Source organism: Saccharomonospora xinjiangensis XJ-54, from assembly GCF_000258175.1.
GTDB lineage: Bacteria > Actinomycetota > Actinomycetes > Mycobacteriales > Pseudonocardiaceae > Saccharomonospora > Saccharomonospora xinjiangensis.
In genome coordinates this window covers 3614216-3631770 of record NZ_JH636049.1, presented here as the reverse complement: position 1 = coordinate 3631770, position 17555 = coordinate 3614216, and the positions used below count along the sequence as shown (strand labels likewise).

General features: G+C 69.9%; 19 protein-coding genes. 7 read left to right on the top strand and 12 right to left on the bottom strand.

All coding sequences use genetic code 11. From position 1 onward, the window contains the following. The first annotated feature begins 74 nt into the window (after positions 1–74). Entirely contained in the window at positions 75–269 is a 195-nt protein-coding gene (locus SACXIDRAFT_RS16535) for a DUF5302 domain-containing protein (protein WP_006239753.1), read from the top strand. Between the two features lie 161 nt (positions 270–430). On the opposite strand, the gene SACXIDRAFT_RS16530 is transcribed toward SACXIDRAFT_RS16535, so the two are convergent. Continuing rightward, entirely contained in the window at positions 431–1456 is a 1026-nt protein-coding gene (locus SACXIDRAFT_RS16530) for an MBL fold metallo-hydrolase (RefSeq protein WP_006239752.1), read from the bottom strand. A 75-nt stretch (positions 1457–1531) separates the two neighbouring features. Here SACXIDRAFT_RS16530 and SACXIDRAFT_RS16525 point away from each other — a divergent pair, with 75 nt between their 5' ends. After that, on the top strand, positions 1532–2518 hold the full coding sequence (locus SACXIDRAFT_RS16525) for a LysR family transcriptional regulator (RefSeq protein WP_006239751.1): 987 nt from the start codon (positions 1532–1534) through the stop codon (positions 2516–2518). Here the strand turns inward: SACXIDRAFT_RS16525 and SACXIDRAFT_RS16520 are convergent. From SACXIDRAFT_RS16520 to SACXIDRAFT_RS16490, 7 genes are all read right to left on the bottom strand, one after another. Then, positions 2501–3364 carry a serine hydrolase gene (locus tag SACXIDRAFT_RS16520; RefSeq protein WP_006239750.1) on the bottom strand — a complete coding sequence of 288 codons (864 nt, stop codon included), beginning with the start codon at positions 3362–3364 and terminating at the stop codon, positions 2501–2503. The genes SACXIDRAFT_RS16525 and SACXIDRAFT_RS16520 overlap by 18 nt on opposite strands. Next, a complete protein-coding gene (locus SACXIDRAFT_RS16515) occupies positions 3361–4434 on the bottom strand; it encodes a Glu/Leu/Phe/Val family dehydrogenase (protein ID WP_006239749.1) in 1074 nt (357 codons plus the stop codon). The genes SACXIDRAFT_RS16520 and SACXIDRAFT_RS16515 overlap by 4 nt, the downstream gene beginning before the upstream one ends. A gap of 199 nt (positions 4435–4633) precedes the next feature. Beyond that, positions 4634–5293 (bottom strand): enoyl-CoA hydratase-related protein, encoded by a 660-nt coding sequence (locus SACXIDRAFT_RS16510; RefSeq protein ID WP_040922229.1) that lies wholly within the window; start codon positions 5291–5293, stop codon positions 4634–4636. Then, a complete protein-coding gene (locus SACXIDRAFT_RS16505; RefSeq protein ID WP_006239747.1) occupies positions 5212–6195 on the bottom strand; it encodes a lysophospholipid acyltransferase family protein in 984 nt (327 codons plus the stop codon). Before SACXIDRAFT_RS16505 ends, SACXIDRAFT_RS16510 begins: the two co-directional genes overlap by 82 nt. Then, a complete protein-coding gene (locus SACXIDRAFT_RS16500; RefSeq protein ID WP_040922725.1) occupies positions 6192–6974 on the bottom strand; it encodes a GNAT family N-acetyltransferase in 783 nt (260 codons plus the stop codon). The genes SACXIDRAFT_RS16505 and SACXIDRAFT_RS16500 overlap by 4 nt, the downstream gene beginning before the upstream one ends. A gap of 160 nt (positions 6975–7134) precedes the next feature. Continuing rightward, positions 7135–8094, bottom strand: coding sequence for an electron transfer flavoprotein subunit alpha/FixB family protein (locus SACXIDRAFT_RS16495; RefSeq protein WP_006239745.1), 960 nt, complete (start codon positions 8092–8094; stop codon positions 7135–7137). A 35-nt stretch (positions 8095–8129) separates the two neighbouring features. Further along, positions 8130–8915 carry an electron transfer flavoprotein subunit beta/FixA family protein gene (locus SACXIDRAFT_RS16490; protein WP_006239744.1) on the bottom strand — a complete coding sequence of 262 codons (786 nt, stop codon included), beginning with the start codon at positions 8913–8915 and terminating at the stop codon, positions 8130–8132. 197 nt (positions 8916–9112) lie between these two features. Here SACXIDRAFT_RS16490 and SACXIDRAFT_RS16485 point away from each other — a divergent pair, with 197 nt between their 5' ends. Next, the gene (locus SACXIDRAFT_RS16485) at positions 9113–9982 is read left to right on the top strand and encodes a DegV family protein (protein WP_006239743.1); all 870 of its coding nucleotides are present in this window, start codon (positions 9113–9115) and stop codon (positions 9980–9982) included. A gap of 9 nt (positions 9983–9991) precedes the next feature. Here the strand turns inward: SACXIDRAFT_RS16485 and SACXIDRAFT_RS16480 are convergent, their stop codons facing one another. Then, positions 9992–10489, bottom strand: a complete 498-nt coding sequence (locus tag SACXIDRAFT_RS16480) for an SgcJ/EcaC family oxidoreductase (protein WP_006239742.1) — start codon at positions 10487–10489, stop codon at positions 9992–9994. Continuing rightward, complete coding sequence (locus SACXIDRAFT_RS16475) at positions 10486–10845, bottom strand: hypothetical protein (protein ID WP_006239741.1); 360 nt, start codon at positions 10843–10845, stop codon at positions 10486–10488. Before SACXIDRAFT_RS16475 ends, SACXIDRAFT_RS16480 begins: the two co-directional genes overlap by 4 nt. An 89-nt stretch (positions 10846–10934) precedes the next feature. Between SACXIDRAFT_RS16475 and SACXIDRAFT_RS16470 the strand changes: the two genes are divergently transcribed. Next, a complete protein-coding gene (locus tag SACXIDRAFT_RS16470; RefSeq protein ID WP_040922227.1) occupies positions 10935–11702 on the top strand; it encodes a class I SAM-dependent methyltransferase in 768 nt (255 codons plus the stop codon). Continuing rightward, the gene (locus tag SACXIDRAFT_RS16465; RefSeq protein WP_006239739.1) at positions 11699–13234 is read left to right on the top strand and encodes a 1,4-alpha-glucan branching protein domain-containing protein; all 1536 of its coding nucleotides are present in this window, start codon (positions 11699–11701) and stop codon (positions 13232–13234) included. The genes SACXIDRAFT_RS16470 and SACXIDRAFT_RS16465 overlap by 4 nt, the downstream gene beginning before the upstream one ends. On the opposite strand, the gene SACXIDRAFT_RS16460 is transcribed toward SACXIDRAFT_RS16465, so the two are convergent. Then, positions 13209–15011: a glycoside hydrolase family 2 protein gene (locus SACXIDRAFT_RS16460; protein ID WP_006239738.1), complete on the bottom strand. Its 1803-nt coding sequence runs from the start codon at positions 15009–15011 to the stop codon at positions 13209–13211. The two genes, SACXIDRAFT_RS16465 and SACXIDRAFT_RS16460, sit on opposite strands and share 26 nt — an antisense overlap. Before the next feature lie 71 nt (positions 15012–15082). Here SACXIDRAFT_RS16460 and SACXIDRAFT_RS16455 point away from each other — a divergent pair, with 71 nt between their 5' ends. Continuing rightward, positions 15083–16333: a glycosyltransferase family 4 protein gene (locus SACXIDRAFT_RS16455; protein ID WP_006239737.1), complete on the top strand. Its 1251-nt coding sequence runs from the start codon at positions 15083–15085 to the stop codon at positions 16331–16333. A 58-nt stretch (positions 16334–16391) separates the two neighbouring features. Here the strand turns inward: SACXIDRAFT_RS16455 and SACXIDRAFT_RS16450 are convergent, their stop codons facing one another. Continuing rightward, on the bottom strand, positions 16392–16850 hold the full coding sequence (locus tag SACXIDRAFT_RS16450; protein ID WP_006239736.1) for a nuclear transport factor 2 family protein: 459 nt from the start codon (positions 16848–16850) through the stop codon (positions 16392–16394). 45 nt (positions 16851–16895) lie between these two features. Between SACXIDRAFT_RS16450 and SACXIDRAFT_RS16445 the strand changes: the two genes are divergently transcribed. Beyond that, positions 16896–17462 (top strand): TetR/AcrR family transcriptional regulator, encoded by a 567-nt coding sequence (locus SACXIDRAFT_RS16445; protein WP_006239735.1) that lies wholly within the window; start codon positions 16896–16898, stop codon positions 17460–17462. Positions 17463–17555: the final 93 nt, after the last annotated feature.

The following is a 17555-nucleotide window of genomic DNA, read 5'->3' as shown; positions in this document are numbered from 1 at the left end:
TTTCGGTGGCCTCCGCGAGTCGCACCTGACAAGGTGGAGGAAAGCAGGTTGTGCACGACTCGCGGAGGTTCCCCATGTCCGATACCACAGCGTCAGAAGGCGGCGGGAACAGCCGCGACGAGGACGTCAAGCAACGGTTCCGCGAAGCGCTCGCCCGCAAGCAGGCCAAGAACAAGGCCGGTGAGTCCCACGCGGACAAGAGCAACACGATGGCTCACCCGCACGGCCCGCTGTCGCACAAGCGCGACTTCCGCCGCAAGAGCGGCTGAGATCGCGGGCAGGGCCGGGTTTCCCGTGTCACGTGTCCCGGCCTCGCCTCGCCTTGCCTCGCCTCGCCTCGCCTCTCGACGATGGCCGCGTTGTCGTCACCGGCAACGCCGTCGTCAACTCTGCCCCTGCGACGTCACCCCGCTCGCGCGAAAGACCCGGCCTACGTCCGCAAGGTCTCCAGATGATCGATGACCTGGAAGCGGGAGTCCGGGCTCGCCGATGTGACCGCGTCGCGCAGCGGTTGCAGCCCTCCCCAGTCCTTCGCGGGCTCGAACAGCGGCTCGTCGAAGTCGTCCCAGTGGGTCGGCACCACGTATGGCGGGTGGCCCAGCGCCCGCAGCAACCTGCCAACGTAGTCGGGCACCATCCCGCCACCGGCGGGCAGCAGCACCACGTCGGGGCGCAGACCGGCGAGTTCCGCCTCGATGTAGTTGGACCCGCCGAAGTTCAGCACGCTCGCACCGGATTCGGTGATCACCTCGTAGGCCAGTGTGCCGCCCTCGACAAGGTCGCGGATGTACTCGGGTGGCGAGGGCGGCACAGCGGGGCGGGTTCCCGCGAAGGCCACCTTCCCCCGCGGTGCGGACGCCGAATGCAGTGACCGCAGCACGCGGATGGCGTATCCGTCGAAGGACAGGTACTCGCCACCGACGGCGATGCTGAGCTGGTCTTTCGGCGCTCCCATGGCGAGCATGAGGTTGACGTGTGTCTCGGTGCCGACGACGGTGGCCCCCGTCCGCTCGGCCAGGTAGGGCACGTCGGGCAGGTGGTCGTAGTGGCCGTGGGTGACGAGGATGTGGTCGGCGCGCAGCTCCCCCGAGTCGATCATCCTGTCGAGCAGCGCGGTGTCCACGGTCACGCGGGTCTTCGGGTCGGCACCTTGCTTCGAGTAGGTGCCGGTGTGGAACCGGGTCAGCCACGGATCGATGAGCACGGTCTTCACGGTGCCGTCAGCGGCTCTCGTCTTGATCTCCCAGCTGTTGTTGCCCCACCAGCGCAGCCAGAGTCCCGGCGTTGCCCGCCGCGCCTGTCGCGCACGTCCTGTTTCGGGCACGTCGGGCAACCGCGTCGCTGCCGCCATGCCACCGCTGGCAGCCACAGCGGCGGCAGCACCGAGTCCCACGCCGAAAACGGCGCGTCGGCTCACCGTGTCGTTCCTGTCGTTTCTGTCGTTCACGCGGCCCATTGAGCTACACCCGGCGCCTATATGTCCAATATCGACAGTGAAGGACCGTGATACCGGAACGGGTATCGTCCCTGCGTGGACCTCGTGCGCGCGCTACGCAGCTTCGTCGTCGTCGCCGACGAACGTCACTTCGGGAGGGCAGCCGACCGCCTCGGCATCGCCCAGCCACCGCTCAGCAGGCGCATCGCGAGGCTGGAGGCCGAACTCGGCGCCCGGCTGTTCGACAGGGACAGCAGACGGGTCGAGCTGACCGAGGCGGGGCACGTGCTGCTCGCGGAGGCGAGGGACGTGCTCGCGCGCTGGGACCGGATGATCACCCTCGTCGGCAAGGCCCACCGCGGCGAGACGGACACGGTGCGCGCAGGGGTGCCGCCCGAGGTTCCCGGCCGCGTTCTCGCCGCGATCCTGCGCGCGTTCGCCGACGTCTGTCCCGGTGTGCGTCTCGACCTTCAGGAGCTGACGACGGCGGAGCAACTTCCCCTGCTGGCCGACCGGCAGCTCGACACGGGTCTGCTGCACCACCCGGTGGACACGGTCGATCTACGGCTCGGTCCCGTCGTGGAGACCCCGCTCGGTGTGGTGCTCCCGAGGGCCGACCCGTTGGCCGCGCGCACCGAACTGGCCCTTCCCGACCTCGCCGGGCACGGGCTCGTCCTCTTCCCGAGAGCGGCTGCCCCCGGCCGCTACGACGAGACGCTGCGCACGTGTTGGGAGCACGGTTTCCGGCCCACCACCGTGCACCACGCGCGCAATCCCGAGTTCGTGCTCGGGCTGGTGCTCGCCGGTAGCGGTGTGGCCTTCGACAGCGGGGGCGTCGCGCGCAAGGAGCCGAGAGTGGTGTGGCGGCCGCTGCGGCCGGAGCCGCTGACCTGGCGCATGTCGTTCGCGTGGCCGGCCACCAGCCCACATCCGCTGGCGCCGCGGCTCGCCGAGGTGGCCACCGAGGTGTTGCGCTCCGACGGCGTTTCGACGGTGGTGCCGCCCGGCCCCGTCCAGCCACCCCGGCCGTGGGAGGTCGTCTACGCCTCGGGCGCGGCCGCGGTCTCACCGCTCGCGCAGTGACTCCACCGCCGCGCGGGCCGTGAGGCCGATCGCGCGTTCGATGTCGGGGCGGCGGCCTTCCAGCGAGGCCACTCGCGTGAACACGGCGACGGCGTACCGCCCGCCGTCGGGATAGGTGACGACGCCGATCTCGTTGCGCACGCACGGCAACGTCCCGGTCTTGCCCTCGACCGAGACCTCGGGAGGGAACGCCGCGCCGAGGCGCAACCAGTTCACCTGCTGCGCCATCCACGCCCGCACGGCAGCGCAGCTCTCGGGCCGCCCCGCCTTGTCCGTCCACACGAGTTCGAGCAGCCTCGTCATGTCCTCCGGCGTGCTCGCGTTGGTGTGCTTCGCGTCGAGCGCTCTCGTCGCGAGCACGTCCTCGGCGGTCAGCAGGGGAAACCGGGCCGCGAACTCGGCGGGATCGCCCGCCCCGATCTCTTCCGCCATGCTCCGCACCACGTCGCGGGGCGGGCACACCACGCGCGTCGAGGTCAGGCCCAGTTCCGTCATCAGCGCCTGGACGTTCTCCACCCCCACCCGGTCGAAGAGCAGGTCCGCGGCGCTGTTGTCACTGAGGCTCATGGCGAGAAACGCGGCGTCGCGCAAGCTCAGCTCGACGTCATCGGAACACCCGGCCGTTCCGGTGCCGCCGAGACGGTCCCCCGCCGTCACGCGCACCCGGTCGGTGGGATCGAGCTGTCCCGCGGCCACCTGGCGGGCGAATTCCAGCACGAGCGGCACCTTCACCACCGAGGCGAGCACGACCCGCTCGCCCGCCCGGTACCCCGCCTGCCTTCCGGTGGCAAGGCAACGGGCGTGCACCCATGCGCGCACGCCCGTCGTCTCAAAGAATGCGATCACCTGGTGAGTATCGACCTCAGCCGGGACACCTCGGCCATGCGGCGCTCGGCGAGCCGGTCGGCCGCGGTCGCGGGCGGCACTCCCTCCTCCTCGGCGAGGGCGAACACCTTCTTTGTCGTCTCGTACAGCGCGCTCACCTGACGGCGAGCCCGCTCGAAGTCGAATCCGCGCAGCTCGTCGCTGACCATGATCACGCCACCGGAGTTCACGAGGTAGTCGGGTGCGAAAAGGATCTTCCGCTCGTCGAGCAGCTTCTCGACGCCGGGGTGCGCGAGCTGGTTGTTCGCTGCACCGCACACGATCGCGGCGCGCAGCGTCTCCACCGTGGCATCGTCGAGCGCGCCACCGAGCGCGCAGGGAGCGTAGACGTCGATGTCGGAGGCGACGAGCGCCGCGTTGTCGGCCACGACCTCCACCGAGGGGTGTGCGGCACGGATCCGGTCGATCGCGGCCTCGGAGACGTCGGTGACGACGACCTCGGCGCCTGCCTCGACCAGGTGGCCGACGAGAAGGTGGCCGACCTTGCCGACGCCGGAGACACCGACGCGGCGGCCGCGCAGCTCGGGGCTGCCCCACACGTGCTCCGCCGATGCCCGCATGCCCTGGAACACGCCGTAGGCGGTGAGCACCGACGAGTCGCCTGCGCCACCGTCGTCACGGGAACGGCCGGTGACGTAGCGGGTCTCCCGCGCGACCACATCCATGTCGGGCACATAGGTGCCCACGTCGCACGCGGTGATGTAGCGGCCGCCGAGGGACTCGATGAACCGGCCGTAGGCCCGCAGCAGCGCCTCCGACTTGAGCGTGGCGGGGTCACCGATGATGACGGCCTTGCCGCCGCCGAGGTCGAGGCCCGCGAGAGCGTTCTTGTACGACATGCCCATCGACAGCGCCAGCACGTCGTTCAGCGCGTCCTGCTCCGACGCGTACGGGTAGAAGCGGGTCCCGCCGAGCGCGGGGCCGAGAGCGGTGGAGTGCACCGCGATGATCGCCTTGAGCCCGGTCTGCGGGTCCTGGCAGTAGACCACCTGTTCGTGGCCGCCGTCGCGGCCGAATACACCATCGGTCACGGTCGTGACTCCTTTGTCGTTGCCGTCGGCGCGGGCTTGTGGCGCGCGCTCCGGTGCCCATGTTCTGTTGTGGGCGGCCGCGACATGGAAGGTCGTTCCAGGTCTCCCCACCGCCGCCTGCGAATCTAGCTCACAGGCCACCCTTCGGGAAGCGGGTGACGGCGGGGCGAGAAGGGCGGGGAGGGCGAAGGACGACGAGTCAGGATTCGGAACGCAGGGCGGACACGACAGTGGCGAACATCGTGTTCTTGATGGCGCCGAGTGTGCCCTTGTCCTTGCCTGCCAGCGCGCGAACCCGCTCGCAGGCGGTGTCGAGGAGTTCGGACTCGTCCGCGACAGCGTCAACGAGCCCGGCGTGCTTCGCCTCGGGCCCACCGAACCGGCGGGCCGTCGTCATCGACGCGATGGCCGAGGCCGGGGTCAGTTTGCTCTGGATGAGAGCGGCCATGCCGGGCGTGAACGGGATGTTGATGTCGGCCTCGGGGAAGCAGAAGTAGCCGCGGTCGGCTCGCATGACCCGGGCGTCGTGGGCCATCGCCAGCATGGCCCCGGCTCCGAAGGCGTGGCCGTTGACGGCGGCCACCGTCGGCACGGGAAGGGTGAGCACCCTCGCGAACAGCTCGTGTACGTCACGTACGTAGCTCTGGGTCTCCTCCGCGTGCGCCACAAGCCACTCCAGGTCGAGCCCGTTGGAGTAGAACTTGCGCTGTCCCACCGTCACGAGCGCGGCGGGCCCACCGTGCCCCGACACGGTGTCCAGCATCCCGTGGACCGAGTTCAGCCAGTCCGGCGAGAACCGGTTCTCGTCAGCGCCGAGTTCGAGCACGAACACGGGATCACGGTGGTGCAGCGTGGGCACGGCGGTCCTTCCTCGGATATCCGGAAACCGCCAGGGACACTAACAGAGCGCTTAGTCACCCCGGTTGTCACCTGTGCCGTGCGCATCCGTGCTCGCTGCCCCAGCGCGGCCAGCACCGCCGCCTCCGCGAGCGCGGCCGCGTCCCTCCGGCCCTCGGCCCGCCCCGGCGCGATCTCCGGGCACACGACGACCTCCAGCACGAGCCCGCGAAGCCGCAATGTCCGGCGCACCGACTCGACGAGCGACTCGGGACCGACGAACGCGGGCCACGTGGTCTCGCGCCCGTTCTCCGTCCGGTAGCGCAGGGCCACGGGCCGCACCGGCACACCCGCGTCGATCGCGGCCTGGAAGAACGCGGGGCGGAACCGGCCGGCCGCCAGCCCGCACCACGTGGTGCCCTCGGGCGTGACGGTGACGAGCGAGCCCGCCCTCAGCACGTCGGCGACCCGCGCCACGGTGCCGGGCAGTGTCGAAAGGCGCTCGCGATCGAGGAACACGGTGCCGGACCTCGCCACGAGCCTGCCGAGAACCGGCCACGAGGCGATCTCCCGCTTCGCGAGCGCCGTCATGGGCCGCACCGCGCCGAGGGCCACGATGTCGAGCCACGACACGTGGTTGCTGACCACCAGCGCGCCCCTGCCCCTCCCGTCGAGACGGCCCCGCACCACGAGACGGATGCCGCAGGCCGCGAGCACCGCGCGGAACACCGCCCGCACAGCACGCTCGCGAGTCCTGCCTCGCAACAGGGCGATGGGCGCCGCGGCGAACACCGCGACGCACAGCACGCCGAGCAGCGCCAGCACGCGGCCGACGACGCGCGCCACCGCCACCGTGTCCTCACCCCTGGTGAGACACGCGGGACCACACGGCGAGGACGGCGCCCACGAGTGCGCGCTCGTCACGACGTCTCCCCGAGGAAGAAGCGCAGGTAACGGGCGTCCACCTGCTGAATGTCGAGCAGCACGGGGAAGTCGGCCACCCCGAAGTCCACGTCGAGCGCGGGCGGCCCGCACACCTTCGCGCCGAGGCGCAGATACCCGCGCAGCAGCGGCGGCACGGCGGGCCGGGGCAGTCCCGTGTTCTCGAAGGGCGAATCCACGCCGTCCCAGGGCCGCAACGGCGTCACCCGGCACTCCTCAGGCGCGTAGTGCCGCGTACGGACGGTGTCCCACACGGCAGAGGCCAGCGCCCCGCCGTCGCCCAGCGGAACCGACGCGCACCCGATCAGATACCGGTGCCCCGTCAGCATCATGTACCGCGCGATTCCCGCCCACACGAGGCCGATGACCGCGCCACCCCGGTGATCGGGGTGCACGCACGAGCGTCCGGTCTCCACAAGGGACGTGCGCAGCGCGTCGAGTGCGGAGATGTCGAATTCGAGATCCGCGTAGAGGTTGCCTGCCTCGGTGGCGCGGGACGGCGGCAGCATGCGGTAGGTGCCGACGACCTCACCGGTGTCGTCCTTCCGCACCACGAGGTGGTCGCAGTAGTCGTCGAAGTAGTCGATGTCGAACCCCGGCTCGCTGGTGTGCAACCGAGCCCCCATCTCCTCGGCGAACACCCGGTACCGGAGGCGCTGTGCGGCGCGAACGTCCGCGCCGTCCCTCGCGACGAGCAGCGAGTAGCGGCTCGCCTCTGGCTGCGTTCGATCGGTTCGGGCCAGAAGTCGTGACGGCGTCATGGCTGTCATGGCTGTCATAGCTGTCGATGCTCACGGCGGCATGCGACAAGGGGGAATGCCGTTCGTGACCGAAACCTGCACATCTCGTGAACTCGAAAAAGCCGCCCCGCCGCAGGTTGCGGCGAGACGGCCTGATCCGAAACGAACCGAGCGCGCTGTTTCAGCCCTTGCGCTTGGCGACCTCGTCGGTCAGCTGCGGGGCGACGGCGAACAGGTCACCGACGACACCGAAGTCCGCGATCTCGAAGATCGGCGCCTCGGGGTCCTTGTTGACGGCGACGATCGTCTTGGAGGTCTGCATACCCGCGCGGTGCTGGATGGCGCCGGAGATGCCGAGCGCGATGTAGAGCTGCGGCGACACGGTCTTCCCGGTCTGGCCGACCTGGAACTGGGCCGGGTAGTAGCCGGAGTCCACAGCGGCGCGGGAGGCACCGACAGCGGCACCGAGCGAGTCGGCCAGCTTCTCCACGACGTCGAACTGCTCGGCGGAACCGACACCACGGCCACCGGACACGACGATCGACGCCTCGGTCAGCTCGGGACGGTCACCCCCGACGACGGGCTCGACGCCGGTGATCTTCGCCGACTTCGCCGGGTCAACGGCAGGCAGCGACACGGTCTCCTCGGCAGCGGCGCCCTCGGCCTGCTCGGGCTCTACGGCACCAGGCCGCACCGAGATCACCGGAACGCCACGGGTGGTCTTCGCCTTCACGGAGAAGGCACCACCGAAGATCGACTGCTCGACGCTGCCGTCGGCGTTGACGCCCACGGCGTCCACGAGCCAGCCAGAGCCGATGCGCACGGCCAGCCTTCCGGACACCTCCTTACCCTCGGCGCTGGCCGCCACGAGGACTGCGGACGGTGACGCCTGCTCGACCACGGCCGCGAGCGCGTCCACCTTGGGCGTGACGAGGTAGGACGCGGCGTCGTCGGACTCCGCCACGTACACCTTCGCGGCGCCGTAGGCGGCCAGCGACTCCTTCGCCTTCGCTGCGGTGCCCGGCGCGCCGACGACGACGGCCGAAGGCTCACCGAGAGCGCGGGCCGCGGTCAGCAGCTCGTAGGTCACCTTCTTGACCTCACCGTCAACGTGATCGACGAGGACGAGTACTTCGCTCATGAGTTTCTTCCCTGTCTTTTCGTCGTTCGGAGAAGTCAGATGATCTTCTGGGCCACCAGGTACTCGGCGACCTTCGTGCCGCCGTCACCCTCGTCGGTGATCTTCTGGCCCGCGGCCCTCGGCGGCTTCGGAGCCGCTTCGAGGACGGCCGAACCCGCGTTGGCGAGGCCGACCTCGGCCGCATCGACGTCGAGGTCGGCGATCGTGAGGGTCTCCACCGGCTTCTTCTTCGCGGCCATGATGCCCTTGAACGACGGGTAGCGCGGCTCGTTGATCTTCTCGGTCACGCTCACCACGGCGGGAAGGGACGCCTCGAGATGAGTGATCCCGTCCTCGGTCTCGCGATCGACCTTGATGCTGCCGCCGTCCATGGTCACCTGGCGGGCGTGGGTCAGCTGCGGCATGCCGAGCAGTTCGGCGAGCACAGCGGGCACGGCGCCGCCACGACCGTCGGACGCCTCGTTACCGGCGATGACCAGATCGACGTCTCCGACCTTGCGCACCGCGGCGGCGAGCACCTTCGCGGTGGCGATCAGGTCGGAACCGCGCAGGGCCTCGTCGGAGACGTGGACGGCCTTGTCGGCGCCCATGGACAGCGCCTTGCGGATGGCGTCGGTGGCGCGGTCGGGGCCGACACAGAGGACGGTCACCTCGGCGTCGCCTGCTTCCTTGATCTTGAGCGCCTCCTCGACGGCGCGCTCGTTGATCTCGTCGATCACCGCGTCGGCGGACTCACGGTCAAGGGTGTGGTCGGTCTCGTTGAGCTTCCGCTCCGAGTAGGTGTCAGGCACCTGCTTGACCAGGACAACGATGTTGGTCATGGGTCTCCTTCGGCGCACACGCAAGGCGTTACTGACCGGTAGATTACGGCGTTCCCCACACGCTACGCCTGCCGAGGTGACAGCGTTCACCCGGATCCCCGAATTAACGGGACCATCGTCCCAATAATTTCCTCGCCGCAGTGGCGACCACACCGAGAAACGACGCGTGCGCCGAAAGTCGCAATGCGCTGCTTCTAATGGGTGTTCGGAGCCGTTACCCTGCCGACGTGCCAGTAGCAGTGATCACAGACTCGACAGCCTGCCTGCCAGGGCAACTGGCCGCCCAATGGGGGATCTCCGTCGTCCAACTCCAGATCCAGGCGAACGGACGCACCGACGACGAGTCCCGCTTCGACAGGGCGGAACTGGTCGAGGCATTGCGCGCGAACCGGCCGGTCACGACGAGCCCCCCTGATCCCGGCGCTTTCTTCTGGACATATCAGGACGCGGTGAGCGCGGGCGCGGACGCCGTGGTCAGTCTGCACATCTCCCGCCGTCTCTCCGCCACGACGGACGCGGCGCGACAGGCGGCCCAGCAGGTGCGGGTCCCGGTCCATGTGATCGACAGCGCCACCACCGGCATGAGCCTCGGGTTCGCCGCCCTCTCTGCGGCGCGTGCCGCCGCGGCAGGCGCCGGGCCCGCGCGCGTGCTGGAAGTCGCCGACCGGCGCTACCGCGCCAGCAGGGAACTCATGTACGTGGACACCTTGGAGTATCTGCGCCGGGGCGGGCGCATCGGCGCGGCTTCGGCGTTGCTGGGCAGCGCATTGGCCATCAAACCGCTGCTCACCGTGCGAGACGGCGAGGTGGCCCCGCTGACGAAGGTGTCCGGTACGCACAGAGCACTCGCCAGACTGACCGACCTCGCCGTCGAGGAGGCTGGCGAGGACGTCGTGGATGTCGCCGTGGCGTCCGTGACGCCCTCGGCCCGCGAAATGATGCTGGTGGAGCAGTTGCGCCGCAGGATTCCTCGCCTCAACGACATCATGCTCGTCAACGCCAGCACCGGAATCACCGTGCACGCCGGGCCCGGCGCCATCGGTATCACGGTCGCGCCGGTGCCCTGACCTGCTCCCTCACCTCTTGGCGAGAACGTCGGGATCGATCACTTTAGTGTTCTGCGCCGCGGCGACCTTCCACTCGCCGCCGTCCTTCGCCAGCACGTACAGCGGAGTCCCCGGAACGGCATCGGGTTTCTCCGCCGCGAGCGCGGCAGGGTCGGCGTGCCCGTGGAATATCTCGTCGAGCGGGTGGCCGTCGCGGGTGACAGGCCGCTGGCGGATCTTGACGGCGGCGACGTCGGGTCGGATGAAGAGGATGTACTGCGCCTCGTAGGTCGCTGTCACCGGCTGCGCAGCCGTCGGGGGCAGCACCGCGCGGGTGAAGGTGCCGATCTCGTCGAGACCGATGAGCCGTTTTCCGTGAGCGGTGGTCCAGATGGTGTCCTCGCGGAAGACCCGCAGGAACTCGTCGGCATCGGCGTGCTGCTGGGCGTGCTCGACGCGGGCGACCAACGCCACGATGGCGTCCACGTCGTCCTGCGGCACGGAAACGCCGGCAACCTCGGGCCTCATCGTCTGTCTCCTTCGTCGTGGTCGCCCCTTTCCGGGACTGCCGACCACTCTCCTTCCTCCAGCGCGGTGGAGGTCAAGACCACGCCCTCGCCCGCCGCCATCCAGCCGATCTTTGCGGTCCTCTCGACCACACCGATGTGCCTCGTGGAGCGGACGCTCGCTGTCGCGTCACGCAGCCGAGAAAGTTGACCTGCCGCCCTGGCGATGAGCTCGATGACGTGACCGAAGTCGCGTTCTGCGCCCGACCCGGCCAGGTTCGCTCCATGCTGACCACCCGGCCGCCGCACGTCGGATACGGTGCCGTTCGACAGTCCGGGAGCCCACTGTCTCGGCGCCTCGGCCAGGTTGCCGAGCATGTAGTTTCCACCCAGAACGACCCCAGAACGACCCCAGAACGACGCTGTACGGACCATCGAGCAGCCAGGAGGGCGCACGAGTGTCATCCATGACCGCAGGTGAGACATCCGGTCTCCACCTCACCGGAGAACGGACAGCCCCCGGCGTGCCCGAAGAGAACTACTGGTTCCGCAGGCATGAGGCCGCCTACCACGCGCTCGCGCCGTACTGCCGCGACGCGGTGGTGCTGGAGGCCGGGTGCGGGGAGGGTTACGGCGCGGCGCTGCTGGCCCGGCACGCGCGGACGGTACTGGCGCTCGACTACGACGAACCGGCCACGGCACACGTGGCGGCGCGCTATCCGGAGCTCGACGTGGTGCGCGGCAACCTCGCGTTCCTGCCCGTGGCCACCGGCTCCGTGGACGTCGTGGCCAACCTCCAGGTGATCGAACACCTCTGGGACCAGGCCGGGTTCCTCGCCGAATGCCGCAGGGTGCTGCGACCTGGCGGGCGGCTGCTCATCACCACGCCCAACCGCCTCACCTTCACCCCGGACTCCGACACGCCGTTGAACCCGTACCACACCAGGGAACTCTCACCGTCCGAACTGGACGACCTGCTGCGCGGGGCCGGTTTCGAGGTGCGGCTCCTCCACGGCGTCCACCACGGGCCGGCGCTCGCCGCACTCGACCGGCGGCACGGTGGCTCGATCATCGAAGCGCAACTCGCCGTCGTCATGGGCAGCCTGCCAGGGCAGGCCACATGGCCTGACGAGCTGCTCGCCGACGTCGCGGCCGTCACCGCCGACGACTTCGCGATCGGCGAGCGTGATCTCGACGCGAGCCTCGACCTTCTCGCCGTGGCGGTGCGGCCATGACCGGCGCCGCGGCCGAGCCCGGCGCAGAGGGCACGTTCTGCCTCGTCCTCCACAGCCATCTGCCGTGGCTCGCCCATCACGGCCGCTGGCCCGTCGGTGAGGAATGGCTCTACCAGGCGTGGGCGCACTCCTACGTGCCGCTCGTGGAACTGCTGAACCGCTTCGCGGATGAGGGTCGTCGCGACGTCCTCACGCTCGGCGTCACTCCCGTGCTGGCCGCACAGCTCGACGACCCCTACACCCTGCGTGCCTTTCACGAGTGGCTCGGCCACTGGACCCTGCGGGCCCAGCAGGCGGCGACACTGTGGCGCGGCGACGAGCTGCTGTCCGACCTCGCCGCAGCCGAACACCGCGCCGCACACCGGGTGCTGGCCGAAGCGGAGGGCCGATGGCGGCACGGGTTCTCACCCGTCCTGCGGCCGCTGGTGGACTCCGGAGTGATCGAGTTGCTCGGCGGCCCCGCCACTCACCCCTTCCAGCCGTTGCTGGACAGCCGGGTGCGTGCGTTCGCGCTGCGGACCGGGCTCGCGGACACGGCACTGCGGGTCGGCCATCGCCCCGAAGGGATCTGGGCGCCCGAATGCGGTTACGCGCCCGGCATGGAACGCGACTACGCCGACGCGGGCGTGCGCCGGTTTCTGGTGGACGGGCCGTCCCTGCGCGGCGACACCGCGACAGCCCGCACCGTCGCCGACTCGGACGTCGTGTGCTTCGGCAGGGACCTCGACGTGACCTACCGGGTGTGGTCGCCGAAAGCCGGGTATCCGGGTCACGGCGCCTACCGCGACTTCCACACCTGGGCGCACGAGGTCGGACTCAAACCGTCGCGCGTGACGGGCAAGCACGTCGCGCCCGAGGACAAGGCCCCCTACGACCCCGCACTCGCGGCGGACGCGCTGCGCCTGCACGTCAAGGACTTCGTCGAGACCGTCGTGCGCAGGCTTCGCTCACTGCGGGGCCAGCACGGGCGCCCCGGACTCGTCGTGGCCGCCTACGACACCGAACTGTTCGGCCACTGGTGGTACGAGGGTCCACAGTGGCTCGAAGCGGTGTTGCGCGCGCTGCCCGAGGCCGGTGTGCGCGTCACGACATTGCGCGGGGCCCTCCAGGCCGGTCACCTCGGCGGTCCCGTTGACCTGCCTGCCTCGTCGTGGGGCTCGGGCAAGGACTGGCGTGTGTGGGACGGCGAGCAGGTCGCCGACATGGTGCGGGCGAACACGGCGCTCCAGCAACGGCTGCTGGCACTTCCGGTGCGAGGTTCGGCACGCGACCTCGTGGCAGACCAGGCCGTCACCGAGGCACTGCTCGCGCTGTCCAGCGACTGGGCGTTCATGGTGACCAAGGACTCCGCGGCCGACTACGCGCGCAGGAGGGCGAGCGAGCACACGGAACGCTTCGACCGCCTCGCGGAGGCGCTGCGCGCGGGACGGCCGGACGCGAGAGCACTCGCCGACGGCTGTCGTGCCACGGCGTCGCCCTTCGGGCACCTCGACGCGCGCGACCTGCTCAGTCCGCCGACCCGGCGGCGATGACGGCACGATTGCGGCCGGCCACCACCGGCACGTCCACCTTCACCACCCTGCGGTCGTAGGTGAGCAGGCCGTTCACCTCGTTCTCCACATCGGTGAGCTGGGTGTAGACGGCGCCGGAGAGCCGATCTCGCGCCAGGGCCTCCAGTTCCCTGCTCAGCTCCACGTATCGCGCGGTGAGCCGGTCGCGGTCGCCCACCATCTCGTACGCCATCGGCTCGCCGGGCCACGCGTGTCCCTCGACGACGAGCCCGATGCCGCCGTACTCGCCATCGACGATCGCCCTCGGATCGCCGGGGGCGAGTTCGGGCCGACCTGGACCCACGTAGGTGTGGTCGTCGTACACGTCACCTGCCCCGGAATCAGGGTGCGAATGGCAGCAGTTGACGCCGCTCGCGGCGACGACGAGGCGGCTCGGGTCAACGGCCTTCACCTCCTCGGCGATGCGGACGGTGTCGTACTCGCCCCACCCCTCGTTGAACACCGTCCACACGACGATCGACGGCACGTTGCGCAACTGGTGCAGCATCGCTCGAAGCTCCGCCTCGAACCGCGCACGCGCCACCTCGACGGGCGGCGGCTGCGGGCCGGGCGGGTTGTCGAGCACCACCGGAAGCGACGGCATGTCCTGCCACACCAGAAATCCGAGCCGGTCGGCCCAGTGGTACCACCGCATCGGCTCCACCTTGACGTGCTTGCGCACACTGTTGAAGCCGAGCGCCTTGATGCGTTCGAGGTCGAACCGCAGCGCCTCGTCGGTGGGTGCGGTGTAGAGGCCGTCGGGCCAGTAGCCCTGGTCGAGCGGGGCGTTCAGGAACACCGGCCGGTCGTTCAGCAGAATGCGCGGCGGTCCCTCACCGTCGGAACCGACGCGCACCGTGCGCAGCGCCGTGTAACTCGCGACCTCGTCCACCACACCGCCCTCGCCGTCGATCAATCGCACCGTGAGGTCGTAGAGGTGCGGGTGATCGGGAGTCCACACCAGCGGGTCCGCGACGTCGAGACGCAGCCGTTGCCCTGGGTTGCCTCGCGCGGACGCCACCTGCTCGCCTCCGCTGGTGACGGACACGTCCACCGTCACACCCGCATCCGCGCCCGTCTCGGGAAAGGCGACGTGCGTCACGAGATCGAAGCCCCGCAGGTCCGGTTCGAGGTCGAGGTCGGTGACGTGCACGGCGGGGACCGACTCCAGCCACACGCTCTGCCAGATGCCCGAGCATCCGGTGTAGAGGATGCCGCCGGGCTGGTTCGCCTGCTTGCCGACCGCGAAGGTGCCCCGGTTGCCCTCGTCGTCGGCGCGCACCACGACCTCCTGAGCGGCGTCGGGCCGCAGCACGTCGGTGATGTCCACGGTGAACGCCGTGCAGCCGCCCTCGTGACGGCCCAGCAGCTGGTGGTTGACCCATACGGTGGCGATCTGATCCACCGCACCGAAGTGCAGCAGCACCCGGCTGCCCTGGCCGAGCCACTCGCCGGGAACGTCGAAGGTGCGCCGGTACCACAGGTTCTCGTCGCGCCTGCCGATTCCCGACAGCAGTGACTCCGGCGGGAACGGCACGAGGATGGCCTCACCCCGATGCTCCACGCCGCCCGCGTCGCGACCGACGTAGTCCCAGAGACCGTTCAGTGTGAGCCAGCGGGGGCGCGTCAGCTGCGGGCGGGGATGCTCGGGATGGGCGTTGCCGGGGCCTACCTGGTAGGTCCACGGCGTTGTCGTCACCACGGTTCCGGCTGTCCCGTCCGAGCCAGCCTGCGGCTCCTGCGTCAGGTGTGCGCTCATCGTCTTTCGATGCTGGCACACAAACGGGGCTGGGCGCCGCCCGCGAAGCGACCGGTGAGTAACCTCGGCCTATGCGCGTGCTGATGTTGTCGTGGGAATACCCGCCCGTTGTGGTCGGGGGACTCGCCCGGCATGTCCACGCGCTGGCCAGGTACCTCGCGCGCGGTGGCCACGAGGTGGTCGTGCTGTGCAGGCACGCCGCGGGCACCGACGCGGAGACGCATCCCACGACCGACGAGGTCGTCGATGGCGTGCGGCTCGTCCGTGTCGCGGAGGACCCCCTGCACGTGACCTTCGAGCGCGACCTCGTGGCGTGGACGCTCTCGATGGGACACGCCATGATCAGGGCGGGAACGGAGCTGTTCCGTACCTGGAAGCCCGAGGTCGTTCACGCCCACGACTGGCTCGTCACCCAGCCCGCGATCGCACTCGCCGAGGCTGCTCGCGTTCCGCTCGTCGGCACGATCCACGCCACGGAGGCGGGCAGGCACTCGGGCTGGCTGTCCCACCCGCTCAATCAGCAGATCCACTCGGTCGAGTGGTGGCTCGCCAACAGGGTCGATGCGCTCATCACCTGCTCCGAGGCGATGCGCCGCGAGGTGGCGCACCTGTTCGAGGTGCCGGAGGAGACCATCACGGTCATTCACAACGGCATCGAGGAACGCGACTGGTGGGTAGCGCGCGACGACGTCGCCGAAGTGCGTGCCACTCACAGCCCCGAGGGGCCGCTGCTGCTGTTCTTCGGGCGCCTCGAATGGGAGAAAGGCGTGCAGGACCTGCTCGACGCGCTCCCCGAGATCCGCAGGCGACACCCGGGAACTCGGCTCGTAGTGGCGGGTGCGGGCAGGCACCACGAGGAACTCGTGGCTCAGGCGGCGCGGCTCACCGTGGACGAGGCTGTCGATTTCGTGGGCCACCTTCCCGACGCCGACCTGCGTGCCGTGCTGGCCTCGGCCGACGCGGTGGTGCTGCCGAGCCGCTACGAGCCGTTCGGCATCGTCGCTCTCGAGGCGGCCGCCGCACAGGCTCCCCTTGTCGCTTCCACGGCAGGCGGGCTCGGCGAACTCGTCGTCGATGGTGAGACCGGGCTCGCCTTCGCCCCGGGGGACGTCGAGGGAATAGTGCGGGCTGTGGACGCCGTCCTCGCCGACGTCGAGGCGGCATCCCGCCGGGCGCACGCGGCACGCTCCCGGCTCGCGGCGGACTTCGACTGGTCACGCATCGCCGAGGAGACCGTCAGGGTCTACCGCCGTACGAAGGCAGGTTCGCCGCAGTCACTCGGCCGTCCCAAGATCGCGACGGGGAACGCCTTCGAGCCGTAGTCCCGCGAGGCCGGAAGCGCCCGTGGTGCGCCCCTCCGGCCCCGCGTCCGAAGACTGATCAGAACACCGGCAGCAGCAGACCTCGTTCACTTTCCGGGCGAGGCCCGAAGATGCGGCGCTGCGAAGCGTCGATCGGGTGGTCGTTGATGCTGGCCTCCCTGCGCCGCATCAGACCGTCGTCGGTGAACTCCCACAACTCGTTGCCGTAGCTGCGATACCACTGCCCCTGCCGGTCGTGGCATTCGTACTGGAAGCGCACCGCGATGCGGTTGCCCCGGAAACCCCAGAGTTCCTTGCGGAGCGCGTAGTCGAGTTCGCGTTCCCATTTCTCGGTGAGGAACGCGACGATCTGGTCGCGGCCGACCACGTGGCGGTCGCGGTTACGCCACACGGAGTCCGGCGTGTAGGCGAGAGCGACCCGCTCGGGGTCGCGGGTGTTCCAGGCGTCCTCGGCGGCCTGGACCTTCTGCGCGGCGGTGTGTTCGTCGAACGGCGGGAACGGTGGGCGTGATGTCATGACGCCATACTAGAGAACGATCGTTCTCCGTGCCAGAGTGGAGCCATGGACGTCAGGGAAGCCACACATCGCGTACTGGACGCGGCCGACGAGCAGTTCTACGAGCGCGGCATCCAGGCCGTCGGCATGGACGCGATCCGATCCCGCTCAGGGGTTTCGCTGAAGCGGCTCTACCAGTGCTTCCCGTCCAAGGACCACATCGTGGCCGCCTACCTGAGGCGGCGGGACGAACGCTGGCGCGAGGAACTGGCCGAGTACGTGCGGCAGCACGGCGGCTCGGGAAGGCACGCGGTTCTCGCCGTGTTCGACTGGTTGTCGGAGTGGTTCCGCAGGCCCGAGTTCCGGGGCTGCGCCTTCGTCAACTCGTTCGGCGAACTCGGCGGAGTCTCGCCCGTCGTCGCCGAAGCCGCCCGCGCTCACAAGAAAGCCGTCGGCGACTATCTCCGCGAGCTCACCGGCTCGCTCGACGTGTCCGATCCGGACGGACTCGCCGCCCAGCTCGCCGTCCTGGTGGAAGGGGCCATCGTGATGGCGGCGGTGACCGGCGATCTCGACGCGGCCCGCACCGGCCGCGCCTGCGCGGAGGCCGCCATCGCCACGGCCGCCCGTTGAGCCGGATGCAGCCGTGGAGGCCGCGAGCACCGCATGACCGGTGCCGCGACCTCCACGGCTCCACGATGACCTCCGGCCGTGTCCGGCAGCCAG

Excerpts from the sequence above, each read along its gene's own strand:
- SACXIDRAFT_RS16465 (WP_006239739.1), top strand. The coding sequence starts at position 11,699 with ATGACCGGCGCCGCGGCCGAGCCCGGCGCAGAGGGCACGTTCTGCCTC.
- SACXIDRAFT_RS16535 (WP_006239753.1), top strand. The coding sequence starts at position 75 with ATGTCCGATACCACAGCGTCAGAAGGCGGCGGGAACAGCCGCGACGAG.
- SACXIDRAFT_RS16495 (WP_006239745.1), bottom strand. The coding sequence starts at position 8,094 with ATGAGCGAAGTACTCGTCCTCGTCGATCACGTTGACGGTGAGGTCAAG.
- SACXIDRAFT_RS16480 (WP_006239742.1), bottom strand. The coding sequence starts at position 10,489 with ATGAGGCCCGAGGTTGCCGGCGTTTCCGTGCCGCAGGACGACGTGGAC.
- SACXIDRAFT_RS16455 (WP_006239737.1), top strand. The coding sequence starts at position 15,083 with ATGCGCGTGCTGATGTTGTCGTGGGAATACCCGCCCGTTGTGGTCGGG.
- SACXIDRAFT_RS16530 (WP_006239752.1), bottom strand. The coding sequence starts at position 1,456 with ATGGGCCGCGTGAACGACAGAAACGACAGGAACGACACGGTGAGCCGA.
- SACXIDRAFT_RS16450 (WP_006239736.1), bottom strand. The coding sequence starts at position 16,850 with ATGACATCACGCCCACCGTTCCCGCCGTTCGACGAACACACCGCCGCG.
- SACXIDRAFT_RS16475 (WP_006239741.1), bottom strand. The coding sequence starts at position 10,845 with ATGCTCGGCAACCTGGCCGAGGCGCCGAGACAGTGGGCTCCCGGACTG.
- SACXIDRAFT_RS16460 (WP_006239738.1), bottom strand. The coding sequence starts at position 15,011 with ATGAGCGCACACCTGACGCAGGAGCCGCAGGCTGGCTCGGACGGGACA.
- SACXIDRAFT_RS16470 (WP_040922227.1), top strand. The coding sequence starts at position 10,935 with ATGACCGCAGGTGAGACATCCGGTCTCCACCTCACCGGAGAACGGACA.
- SACXIDRAFT_RS16445 (WP_006239735.1), top strand. The coding sequence starts at position 16,896 with ATGGACGTCAGGGAAGCCACACATCGCGTACTGGACGCGGCCGACGAG.
- SACXIDRAFT_RS16485 (WP_006239743.1), top strand. The coding sequence starts at position 9,113 with ATGGGTGTTCGGAGCCGTTACCCTGCCGACGTGCCAGTAGCAGTGATC.
- SACXIDRAFT_RS16490 (WP_006239744.1), bottom strand. The coding sequence starts at position 8,915 with ATGACCAACATCGTTGTCCTGGTCAAGCAGGTGCCTGACACCTACTCG.
- SACXIDRAFT_RS16500 (WP_040922725.1), bottom strand. The coding sequence starts at position 6,974 with ATGACGCCGTCACGACTTCTGGCCCGAACCGATCGAACGCAGCCAGAG.